Annotated in this window: 11 protein-coding genes; 9 read left to right on the top strand and 2 right to left on the bottom strand. The window is 59.7% G+C overall.

The annotated features are described in order from the left end of the window. From EN884_RS11600 to EN884_RS11635, 8 genes are all read left to right on the top strand, one after another. Nucleotides 1-1,520: ABC transporter substrate-binding protein (locus EN884_RS11600; RefSeq protein ID WP_245491922.1), on the top strand; the 1,520-nt coding region annotated here is incomplete at its 5' end. A gap of 12 nt (nucleotides 1,521-1,532) precedes the next feature. After that, nucleotides 1,533-2,459 carry an ABC transporter permease gene (locus EN884_RS11605; protein WP_063170699.1) on the top strand — a complete coding sequence of 309 codons (927 nt, stop codon included), beginning with the start codon at nucleotides 1,533-1,535 and terminating at the stop codon, nucleotides 2,457-2,459. Beyond that, nucleotides 2,456-3,307 (top strand): ABC transporter permease, encoded by an 852-nt coding sequence (locus EN884_RS11610; RefSeq protein ID WP_063170698.1) that lies wholly within the window; start codon nucleotides 2,456-2,458, stop codon nucleotides 3,305-3,307. Before EN884_RS11605 ends, EN884_RS11610 begins: the two co-directional genes overlap by 4 nt. Beyond that, nucleotides 3,304-4,263, top strand: coding sequence for an ABC transporter ATP-binding protein (locus EN884_RS11615; RefSeq protein ID WP_063170697.1), 960 nt, complete (start codon nucleotides 3,304-3,306; stop codon nucleotides 4,261-4,263). Before EN884_RS11610 ends, EN884_RS11615 begins: the two co-directional genes overlap by 4 nt. 14 nt (nucleotides 4,264-4,277) lie before the next feature. After that, complete coding sequence (locus EN884_RS11620; protein WP_245491923.1) at nucleotides 4,278-5,210, top strand: ABC transporter ATP-binding protein; 933 nt, start codon at nucleotides 4,278-4,280, stop codon at nucleotides 5,208-5,210. 21 nt (nucleotides 5,211-5,231) lie between these two features. Beyond that, nucleotides 5,232-5,948, top strand: a complete 717-nt coding sequence (locus EN884_RS11625; protein ID WP_063170695.1) for a M15 family metallopeptidase — start codon at nucleotides 5,232-5,234, stop codon at nucleotides 5,946-5,948. 135 nt (nucleotides 5,949-6,083) lie between these two features. Continuing rightward, nucleotides 6,084-6,437 carry a RidA family protein gene (locus EN884_RS11630; protein ID WP_063170694.1) on the top strand — a complete coding sequence of 118 codons (354 nt, stop codon included), beginning with the start codon at nucleotides 6,084-6,086 and terminating at the stop codon, nucleotides 6,435-6,437. Between the two features lie 7 nt (nucleotides 6,438-6,444). Beyond that, nucleotides 6,445-7,683 (top strand): FAD-dependent oxidoreductase, encoded by a 1,239-nt coding sequence (locus tag EN884_RS11635; RefSeq protein ID WP_063170886.1) that lies wholly within the window; start codon nucleotides 6,445-6,447, stop codon nucleotides 7,681-7,683. A gap of 161 nt (nucleotides 7,684-7,844) precedes the next feature. Here EN884_RS11635 and EN884_RS11640 read toward each other — a convergent pair whose 3' ends face one another. Both EN884_RS11640 and EN884_RS11645 read right to left on the bottom strand, forming a co-directional pair. Then, complete coding sequence (locus EN884_RS11640; protein ID WP_063170693.1) at nucleotides 7,845-8,984, bottom strand: NAD(P)/FAD-dependent oxidoreductase; 1,140 nt, start codon at nucleotides 8,982-8,984, stop codon at nucleotides 7,845-7,847. Between the two features lie 322 nt (nucleotides 8,985-9,306). Further along, nucleotides 9,307-9,891, bottom strand: coding sequence for an amino acid synthesis family protein (locus EN884_RS11645; protein ID WP_063170692.1), 585 nt, complete (start codon nucleotides 9,889-9,891; stop codon nucleotides 9,307-9,309). Nucleotides 9,892-10,089: 198 nt separating this feature from the next. On the opposite strand from EN884_RS11645, the gene EN884_RS11650 reads away from it, so the two are divergent. Next, nucleotides 10,090-10,850 (top strand): GAF domain-containing protein (locus EN884_RS11650; protein WP_164894979.1); only part of this gene is annotated, 761 nt, incomplete at its 3' end.

Below are 10,850 nucleotides of genomic sequence, written 5' to 3' on the forward strand. Positions count from 1 at the left end.
CTCCTCCTGCGCATGCCTCGCAGGACGAGCTTGTGCTGGTGCTTGGCAGCAGCAGCAATGGCTGCCCCAACTACGACCCGATCCGCGGCACCTATCTCAATCTTGGAGCCTATTTGATCTACGACAGGCTGATCGAGATGGATGCCGATCAGTCCTACCATCCGCATCTCGCGCAATCTTGGGAAAATTCCCCGGACGGGATGAGCTGGAGCTTCACATTGCGTCAGGGCGTCAAGTTCCACGATGGCGAGCCCTTCAACGCGCACACGATCCCGTGGTGGATCTCGAAATACGCGGGCACCGAGAATCAGTTCATGGTCGACGCCATCGACCACGTCGAGATCATCGATGACCATGCGTTCCGGTTCATCATGAAGCGGCCAGAGCCAAATCTCATCTATTATTTGGCGAACGTGTTCATGGGAATCCCGAGCCCGAAGTCCTATGACGCAGTGAGTGACGGCTACGGCGTGACGGAAGCTGTGGGAACCGGGCCTTTCAAGCTTGAGAGCTTCGTCATCAGCCAGGAAACCGTGCTAGTCAGCAATGACGATTATGCCTGGCCCAATCCGCTCTCCGAAAATCAGGGGCCGCCAAGCATCAAGCGTCTGACACTGCGCGAGATTCCGGATGCTTCGACAGCCTTCCTGGAACTGAAGACCGGCGGGGTTGGCATGCTGCTTGGCCTGCCTACCGAATTTCTCCCTCAGTTGCAGGCTGAAAAGAGCATCAAGTTCCGGACCCTGCCCGGCATCGGCGTCACCACAATCAAGTTCAACGTTCGCAAGGAGCCGTTCACCGACATCAAGATTCGTCAGGCGACAGCCCTGGCTGTTGATCAAGCTGCCATCCTCCAAGGCGTCTACAACGGCATCGGAACAGAGTCGCACCAATTTCTTATCGCCTCGCTCGCGGAATCGCGGGTCGGCAAGGATTTTGAGATCCACTACGATGCGGAAAAAGCCAACCATCTGCTCGACGAGGCCGGATGGGTTCGCGACGACGATGGCGTCCGTCACAAGGCCGGGGCACCGCTGGCGGTCAGCCTCTGGACGAGAGGCGAGACCGAATACAAGCGGATTGCCGAAATTGTGCAGGCTCAGCTCAAGGCGGTTGGCATGGCGGTCGATATCGCTGTGTTCGATAAAGCCTCGCTGGATGATCAACTCAAAAAGGGCGAACACCAGTTTGTCGTCAATCACTACGATTGGAACAATGCGGACGAACTCGATTGGGAGTTCAGCGCAAAACGCATTCCCTTCCCAAACGTATCGATGTGGGACGATCCGCGCTCAGAGGAGCTCAACGAAATCGCAATGCACAAGTCCAAGACCTGGGACGAGCGTGTCGCTAATTTCAAAAAACTGCATGAATATATCCTTAGCCAGTTCGTCTTCATACCCATCCACGAGGCCGCGCAGAATATAGCCTACAACAGCGACATGCTGTCGGTTCCCGAAGCCATCCGTGGGGCGGAGATCATGCAGCAGACGGTTCTCGACCTGAAAGCGGTCGGGTAGGCGACCTGGTCCATGGCCGCATATCTCCTGAAGCGGACGCTGTTGCTCCTGCCCATTTTTGTGGTTGTCTCGGCTCTTGTCTTTATGGTCGTCCACTTCGTCCCGGGCGATCCCATCAACAATCTGGTGCGGGCCGGCTCTTCGCCGGCTCAGCGCGCGCAACTGGTTGTCAAATACGGCTTGGATCGCAGCCTGATCGAGCAATATCTGCTGTGGATGTTCCACCTTCTGCAAGGTGATCTTGGCACCTCGATCCTTCAAGCTCGGCCGGTGCGCGATCTCATCTTGCAAAACCTGCCATACAGCCTCCAGCTCGGCGTGGCGGCGCTTGTCCTTTCTTCATTGGTCGGGATTGTCGCCGGTGCGCTCGCTGCCAGCTATCAAGGCACGCGGATCGACGAGGCGATAGGCGCATTGAGCTTGCTTGGTGCGACCCTGCCAAGTTTTCTGCTTGGCCTGCTCCTGATCCTTGTCTTCGCTGTCTGGCTTGGCTGGGTTCCCGTTTCCGGCGTGCGGTCCTGGACTTCGTTGATCCTGCCGGTCCTTGCCACCAGCCTTGGTGGCATTGCCCTGGTGGCGCGCATCACCAGGATCGCGATGGTCGAGACGGCCAGCCAGGACTTCGTAACCCTGCTGTACGCCAAAGGGCTGTCTCCGTGGCGTATCCAGATCCGGCATGTTCTGCGCCATGCCATGCTGCCTGTCGTGACCATTCTGGGGCTGCGTATTGGCTGGATCATCGGCGGCGCCGTGACGACCGAATATGTATTCGCTCGCCCCGGTTTGGGCAGCCTGCTGATCCGCGCGCTGAACCAGCGTGACTATCCGCTGGTTCAAGGCTGTCTGCTGATGCTTGCGATGGCTGTCATCCTGGGCACCCTCATGGGCGACGTCGCTCAAGCCTTCATTGACCCTCGCCAGCGGAGATCCCAGTCGTGACCCGCAAACGATACACCGCGTTTGTGTCCGCATTTGCCACGCCAAAAGGGTGTGTCGCGGGCGTTTATCTGCTGCTTTTGATTAGCGCGGCGCTTCTCGCCCCATGGTTGGCGCCCTATGGCGATTCCCAGCAGAACCTCTCCATCATGAACCAGCAGCCATCGACGAGCCATCTGCTGGGGACCGATGAGTTGGGCCGCGACGTGCTGTCGCGTGTGATCTTCGGCGCTCGCACTTCGCTCACCGTCAGTTCCACGGCGATTGGCCTGTCGCTGCTCCTGGGATTATTCCTCGGTGCCGCGTGTGGATATTTCGGTGGAGCCCTGGACCGGATCGTGATGGTGGCAGTCGATCTTACCTGGTCGTTTCCGGAGATACTGATAGCCTTGATGCTGGTCGCCGTCGTCGGGCCGGGACTCGGCGGCGTCGTCTGCGCGGTGGCGATTGCCTACCTTGCACAATTCACCCGGCTGACGCGCACCCAGGTGATCTCGCTCACCGGCGAAACCTATATCGAAGCCACCCGAAATCTCGGCGCCACGCACTTTCGTATCCTGTTTTCCCACCTTCTGCCCAATGTGCTTGCTCCCGTGCTGGTCGCCGCCATCCTTGCCACGGGCGATGCCATCATCCTCGAAGCCACTTTCGGCTTCTTTGGCCTGGGCGCGCAGCCGCCAACGCCGAGTTGGGGCGCCATGATGAGTTCCGGGACGGCGCAGCTCTTCATCGCCCCATGGGTGATTCTGTTTCCGGGATTTGCCGTGGCCATGACGGTCATCTTCCTGAACCTGTTTGGCGACGCTCTGATTGGGGCGCTCAATGTCCGATCCAAACCAAAGGGCGCATGAAAATGCTTCTTGCTGTGGAACGACTGCAGATCGGTTTCGGCGCCTTCTCGCCTGTCGATGATGTCACCTTCGGTATCGATCGTGGCGAGATTCTCGGCGTGGTCGGCGAGTCGGGGTCTGGCAAGTCGCTGTCGGCGACAGCGATCATGGGCCTGTTGCCACGCATCGGTGCGAGGATCAGCTCAGGTCGCATGGCGTTTGACGGCATCGATCTGGTGGGCCTGCCGGAAAAGCGCATGCGCCGGCTGCGTGGCGGAAAGATTGCGTTGATAACGCAGAACCCGATGACGTCGCTCGATCCGATGATACGGGTCGGCCCCCAGATCGACCAGTCATCGCGCCTTCATCTTAAGGTCGACCGTAAGGCCGCCCGCGCACGAAGTCTGGCTCTCATGACGGACATGCAGATACCCAATCCCGCTGTCGTCTACGATCTCTATCCCTTTCAGCTCTCCGGCGGCATGAAGCAGCGCATTGTCATCGCAATGGCGCTAGCCGGCGAGCCGCAGCTTCTGATTGCGGATGAACCGACCACCGCGCTCGACGTCACCGTGCAGGCGCAAATCATCAAGATCCTCGTGGATCTCGTAAAGCAGCGCGGATTGGCGCTGATCCTCATAACGCACGACATGGGCATCGTGGCACACGCTTGCGATCGGGTGGCTGTCATGTATTGCGGGCGGATAGTTGAGTCCGGTGCGGTGGAGCGGATCTTTGAAAATCCTCGCCATCCCTACACAAAAGCCCTGATCCGCTGCATTCCTCGCCTCGGCATGGTGCGAGGTAGCCTTAGCGCCATCCCAGGAACGGTACCGAACGCCGCGGCTTATCCGACTGGCTGCCGTTTTCGTCCGCGTTGTCCGGTTGCTGTCGTCCGCTGCCAGACCGAAATTCCCAAACTGCACGGTGATTGCGAAGGCCATGGTACCGCCTGCCATCTGGTGACAGCAGCATGAGCAAGCTTCTATCCGTGAAGGACCTCAGCTGCCGGTTTACGAACACGGCCCTGTTTCGAAAGCCGCGCGTCTTCCGCGCCGTCAGCGATGTCTCCTTCGAAATTCAACGCGGCGAGATCGTCGGGGTCGTCGGTGAATCGGGATGTGGCAAATCCACCTTGGCCCGCCTGGTGCTTCGGCTGATCGAGGCCAGCGCGGGAGAGGTCCGTTTCGACGGGCAAGACATCGCCCAGCTGTCGGCGGGGAATTTGCGGCGGTTGCGCCGTCACATGCAACTGGTGTTCCAGGATCCATATTCGGCGATCGATCCTCGTTTTTCGATAAGAGATGCGTTGCTTGAGCCTTTCCGCATCCAGGGCGTGAAGCCAGATTCGGCGGAGGCAACCGTGACCTCGCTGCTGGATATGGTTGGCCTCAGTGGTGCTGTCGCCAACAGCTATCCCCACCAGTTGTCAGGCGGACAGAAACAGCGGGTCGGCATTGCCCGTGCTCTCGCGCTCAAGCCGTCCCTTGTTGTGCTTGATGAGCCGACAGCGTCTCTGGACGTCTCGGTACAGGCGCAGATCATCGCGCTGTTGGACCAACTGCGTGGCGAGTTGAACCTTACCTATCTCTTCATTTCCCACGACCTCGGACTGGTCAGCTATTTCTGCCATCGCGTCCTTGTCATGTATCTGGGCCGTGTGGTCGAGGTGATGGCGAGCAACGCCAAGCCTTGCCACCCCTACACGCAGGCCCTGTTCGACAGCACATACGAGCCCGACCCCAAGCAACGACGCAAGGTCGCCCGGCTTTCGGGTGAAGTCCCCAGTGGCTATGATATCCCGCCCGGCTGTTCATTCGCAGCACGCTGTCCACGCGCCACTGACCTGTGCCGCCAATTATTGCCGCCCCTGATGACTATCGCCAGCGGACAGCAAGCCGCCTGTCACCATCCCTTGATCTAGAATTGCGAGGAGCAAAATTACATGAACACGCAGGACGCCTGCTATGCTGCCCTTGAGCGGCATTTCCTGACATACACGGAATTGGCCGCAGTGCCGGTGGAGGACAATGACGAGCCCCTGATTGCGATCGGCCCCGAGTTCTCAGGCAAAGTCCTCGCCGTAGACAGTACGATGAAAGTACACACGGGAGACCAGATCTTCGTCCGGTCGCGTGTGGTTCCGATGCTGGATGTGGCGCAACGCGCGCTCCGCGAAATCGCACAAGATTACGACCTGGAGGTTGTCTGTGGCTATCGGCATCTCGATGTGCAGCGCCAGCAATTCCAGGATCAGATCCAGCACGTGCAGCAAAGAACTCCCTCCCTGTCTGGTGAAGCGCTGAAGGAGGCGGCTCACCGTTTCTCGGCCGTACCGGAGGTAGCAGGGCACCCGACCGGCGGCGCGGTCGACGTCCGGATCATTCAATCGAACGGTCAGGCGCTCGCTATGGGCACTGAACTGGGCGAGGATTGCCCGGACACCTACGTCTTTTCGCCATTCATCAAGAGAGAGCACTGGCGCAATCGACAGACGCTCAGGTTCTGCATGCTTCGCGCCGGCTTTGCGCCATTTGACGGCGAATGGTGGCATTTCTCATTCGGGGACCGTGAATGGGCGCGCTATTTCGACAAGGACAGAGCGATCTACAGCCAGCTCAGTTTCTCCATGGATAAGGGCGCGGAGACGACCTCTCGTTGATTGCCGCTGGAACTGGAAGCCTGCTCGCCTCGGAGCGGGCTCCATCCTGTATTAACGTCCTGCGACGGCAGAACCTGTTTGCTCGCTAGCGAACCCAAAAGAGCGCCGCCGCGCCGATCCTTCCAAGGACCTGTCATGACCGCTTCCACACTGCCGTTCTCAAACCTTCGCCGTGCCGGCGATACAGTCTACCTCTCGGGCGAACTCGGCTTCGATGACACTGGAAAAATCTCCGGCGACATTGTGCAGCAAACCCAAAACGTTCTGCGGCGGATCGAGGCCACCCTTGGCACTAGTGGATTATCGCGACGCGATATCCTCTCCTGTACCTGCTACCTGGTGCGCAAGGACGATTTCTCCGCCTTCAACCAGGTGTATCGCGCTTTCTTCAGTCACCATCCGCTGCCGGTCCGTGTCACTGTGGTTAGCGAGTTGGTCATCGACGCGCTGATTGAAATAGCTGTCATCGCGCAGGACTGTAGCGTTTGACTTGCCGATGAGTGAGTTTGCGATCCTCGGCGCCGGCATCGTCGGTGTGACGACAGCACTTGCCCTGCAAGAAGGCGGGCATGAGGTCATCATCATTGACCGTCGGCAACCGGGCAGGGAGGCAAGCTACGGAAACGCCGGGATTGTCCAGCTCGAAGTGATGGAGCCCTATGCATTTCCGCGGGCCGCGCTTGATGTACTGCGTCTGGCACTCGGGTTGGGCAACGACGTCAGGTACCAGCTGGCGGCTCTGCCCTCCGCGGCACTGCCACTCGCGCTCTACTATCTCAACTCTGCCCCGATAAGATATCGGACAATTTCCCATATCTATAGGCAGTTGATTGGCCACTGCGCCGCGGACCACGACAAGCTGATTGCCGGAGCCGGCGCAGAACACTTGTTCGTCAGACGCGGCTACATCCAGATGCATCGCGAGGCCCGTGAGCTCGATACGGACGCCGCGCAGGCGGAACGCTACAGAAAGGACTTTGGTGTTCAGTCGCGCATCTTGACCAATCAGGCGTTGAGAGGTGAGGAGCCCTGCCTGAAGAGGGATTTCGCGGGTGCCGTGCATTGGCAACAAAGCAGAAGTTGTGTTGATCCGGGCGGGCTCGTCGCGACGTATGCAGCGCTTTTTCGCCGCCGCGGCGGCACCCTGCTGGAAGAAGAAGTGCGGTCACTGACGCAGCCTGCTTCCGGCTGGCACGTCCACTTGCGGAACGGGCGACGCCTGGCCACTGAAAACATCGTCATTGCGCTCGGTGCCTGGTCGCCATCCCTCCTCAGGCCGTTGGGCGTTTCCATGCCCATGATACGCAAGCGGGGCTACCACAGGCACTACAAAGCCGATCGCCTTCCAGGCAGGCCGTTGTTCGATGTTGCCGCCGCGGCCCTCTATTGCCCCATGAGTCAAGGGCTTCGACTGACCACGGGCGCCGAGATTGCCCGCTTCGCGTCGACCAAGACGCCTTGGCAACTGGCCCGAGCCGAACGTATGGCGCGCGAGGTGATCGATTTCGGTGAAGCCGTCGAGCCTGAGCCCTGGGCAGGTTGGCGGCCATGCATGCCAGACATGCTTCCGGTAGTTGGCGCCGTTCCCAAAATCCCCGGCCTCTGGTGCAATTTTGGTCACGGCCATCAGGGATTTACCCTTGGACCCACAAGCGCCCGGCTATTCTCGGAACTGGCGGGCGGCAGGGCCGAAGATCAGGTGACTCAGGCTGTATCCCCTGTGCGATATCTCTGAACAACGGGGTAGCGGTTGCGCCGGATACCGCTTAGATCGAGCCCGCTTCGCATTGGACCTCCTTCCAGATTCCGCCGGTATCACCGCGGAGCCCAGATGTGCTCCTGGGCCTCCGACCGGTCGTGTTGTCGGGGACTTCAACGAGTCACGCCCCAGTGCGATTACTTCGCCGATGCCTGCATCGCACTGAACAGATCGACCACGCTTTGCGGTGCGGTGTCGTCAAAAAACCGCTTTAGGTTCTGCTCGGTTTCTTGGGCCACCTTGCCGCTTCGTGGGAAGAGTCTCTTTTCGTAGACAGTGAGTGCGGCTTCGATCTCATCAGGATAGGCAAGGAGCGCCTGGGCAAGCTCCGCGCCATCAAGCATGGCGAGGTTCGCGCCTTCGCCAGAGAATGGGGACATCAGATGCGCGGCATCGCCGAGTAAAGTTGCGCCTGGCACCCGGCTCCAGCGATGACTAACCGGGAGCGCATAGATCGGTCGAAGCACTGGATCGGTGTCGCAGTCCGTGATGAGGGCAGTCAGCTGCGGAGCCCATCCTTCGAATTGCCCGGCGATATGAGCCAACCCAGCTTCAGCGTCACTGAAATCGATCGAAGCGATCCAGTCTTCCGGTTTGTTCAAGGCGACGTAGACATGCAGACTTCCGTCGGCATTGCGATGCGCCAGGATACCTTTGCCGGGCGCAACGGCCATCAGCGTGCCGCTGCCGATCGCCTCTGCGCTCGCCTTGTGGCGCGTGTCGCCATCGAAAAGGAATGTCTCGACGAAACACGTTCCCGTGTAGGCCGGCTTTGAATCAGAAAGCAGTGGACGGACCTTCGACCACGCGCCATCGGCCCCAATGACAAGGTCGCAGGTCACCTTTGAGCCGTCCATGAAGGTGATCTCATGGCGATTGTCCTCGGTAGCTGCCACGGACGTGACCTTATGGTCCCAATGGATCATATCGGCCGGGATCGAATCGATGAGCATCTTGCGAAGCTCGCCCCGGTCCACTTCAGGACGCTCGCCGCTGTGGCTGCCCGGCCTGTCGAACAAGATATGACAGTCCTTGTCGACAATCCGTTTTGCATCTTCGCCAGGACGGACGAGCTGAAGAAACGAGTCAAACAGACCTGCGGATTTGAGGGCGAGCTGACCGTTGTATGCGTGAATGTCGAGAAGTCCCCCCTGCGCTCTCGATGCAGAGGAGGCGTCGGCTTCATAGACCGTGGCTGAAACGCCATGGACATGAAGAACGCGGGCAAGCGTGAGGCCACCAAGGCCCGCACCAATGATTGCAATATGATTTCGCATTTTTAGCGCTCCAATGCATCCGTCGGAATGACGGTTGCCATGAGCCCGACTTCTCGTCGGGCGGTTGCTCTCGGAGACGCTGGCCGAACCGTGCTGTGCACAGTTGACGTGTACTCACCTGCCTGACGAAGGTGACAATGGTCAGGCAGTTGTTTTTCGCGACGGAGCCTAGAATAGGTCGGCTCCTTGCACGAAACAAGGTCCCCCTTCCCAGGAGCCACCCCGCTTTGTAGAAGGCCTTTCGCAGCCAATGTCCCGCAATGGCGCGCTTGAAAGACAGGACAAAGGCTGGCCGGTTTACGACCTGACACGACTCCGATTATCAGGAGGAGCCGTTTTCCGCGTCCATTTCCGCTATATCCTGGAACCTGTCGGCAATCCTGGCGTGAACGCGTCCGCCGTTGGCTGCACCAATGGCAACCAGCACTTCATCGGCACCCGGTGCATCGGCGATCTGGAAGTTCGCGGTGATGAAATGCGAGCGCCTCCCGTTCTCGCTCTTGTGCATCATTGGCAGTGACAACAACGCCCCCGCGGCGTTTCTGGTGTTGCAGAATTCGAGATAGGTGGAGCCGCCGACGGCATCGCGGAACAGATTGCCAAAGCGCAGCGTGTGGATCAGCGCCGAGGCGTGTTCGATTTCGCCATTGATACCGACGGCCGCGGCCTTGCCGTAGGATTCGATCTCGGCCGGCGGCATCAAGGCGGTCAGCCGCTGCGTAAGTTCGGCGCCGAGCCTGGGAGCGATGTCGATGATCTCGGGGCGAAGGTTTTCGACGAAGCCCCGTCCCATCCACGGGTTCTTCAACACGGCGGCGACGACGATCGATGTGACCGGTTTACCAGCGACCTTGCCGCCCTCGATCAGAACCTCGTCGATGAAGGTGCAGACTTTCCTGATTTCCATTCGCGCCAACGGTCCTTCCTGCCCAAACTCGAAAGGGCCAGGCTAGGAAGGCGCGCACCACGCGTCTTCCTCTGCTTCCGAGGAAAAACCGGATGTCTCGCTCTCGGAAGACGTGTAGCTTCACTCGGCCGCGAATTGCTTATATCGGCGCTCGCAGTGCCAACAGGAACAGATCGGTCAGCCGGAACAGTCGCACCAGTGAACCATCAGTCGCAAATCCTGTCGTTACGCGACGCCGCCAGCCTGATCAACTCAGGCGGCGATCTCAGCACGGTGTTGCGTGATCTGGTGTTGGCCGCCTGCCGGCATGCCGGATGGACGATGGGGTCGATCATGAGCATCGACGCACCGCATGGCCATGCTTACGTGATCGTTCGCCATGACCCGACCTTGATCCAGCGGTCGCTCCCCGACCGCTGGGAACTCGCCACCAGTCCGTCGATCGTCGCCCTGCAACGCAACGAGGCCGTCTATATCAGGGATGCCCGGGTCTCGGAGGAGTTTCCTGGCTATCGCATAGAGGCTTTCGAACGCGACTACCGCAGCGTTCTGGTAATGCCGATGAGTTGCGTCGACGAGGCCGGAAGGCCGATGGTGCTCAGCGTCATCTCGCGAGAGATCATGGACGTCAGCGCCGACGATCTCGCCTTCATCGGGATGATCGTCCATCTCGGTGAAATCGCTGTCGAGAAACAGCACAAGCTGCGCGAGGAGAAGCGTGCATCGGAACGGCTCCAGCAGGCGCTCCAGGCACACACGTCGCTGCTGCAGCAGGCCCTGGCCGAAAGCTCGATGCCTTCGCTTGCAGGCAGGATCGCAGCGCTTGTGCCCAACCCCGTCGTCGTGGTCGATTTCACCGCCAACCTGATCGTCGCCAGCCGCTCACCGAGCGAGAAGCATTTCGACGACGCGGCCTGGCAGCTTGCCGCCAGCACCAGCCTGCACCGGCAGATCATGAA

Source organism: Mesorhizobium sp. M7A.F.Ca.AU.001.01.1.1 (assembly GCF_004022735.1).
In the GTDB taxonomy this organism is placed as follows: domain Bacteria; phylum Pseudomonadota; class Alphaproteobacteria; order Rhizobiales; family Rhizobiaceae; genus Mesorhizobium; species Mesorhizobium ciceri.

Coding starts and splice junctions, on each gene's coding strand:
- EN884_RS11605 (WP_063170699.1), top strand. CDS start 1,533: ATGGCCGCATATCTCCTGAAGCGGACGCTGTTGCTCCTGCCCATTTTT.
- EN884_RS11615 (WP_063170697.1), top strand. CDS start 3,304: ATGAAAATGCTTCTTGCTGTGGAACGACTGCAGATCGGTTTCGGCGCC.
- EN884_RS11625 (WP_063170695.1), top strand. CDS start 5,232: ATGAACACGCAGGACGCCTGCTATGCTGCCCTTGAGCGGCATTTCCTG.
- EN884_RS11630 (WP_063170694.1), top strand. CDS start 6,084: ATGACCGCTTCCACACTGCCGTTCTCAAACCTTCGCCGTGCCGGCGAT.
- EN884_RS11635 (WP_063170886.1), top strand. CDS start 6,445: ATGAGTGAGTTTGCGATCCTCGGCGCCGGCATCGTCGGTGTGACGACA.
- EN884_RS11640 (WP_063170693.1), bottom strand. CDS start 8,984: ATGCGAAATCATATTGCAATCATTGGTGCGGGCCTTGGTGGCCTCACG.
- EN884_RS11645 (WP_063170692.1), bottom strand. CDS start 9,891: ATGGAAATCAGGAAAGTCTGCACCTTCATCGACGAGGTTCTGATCGAG.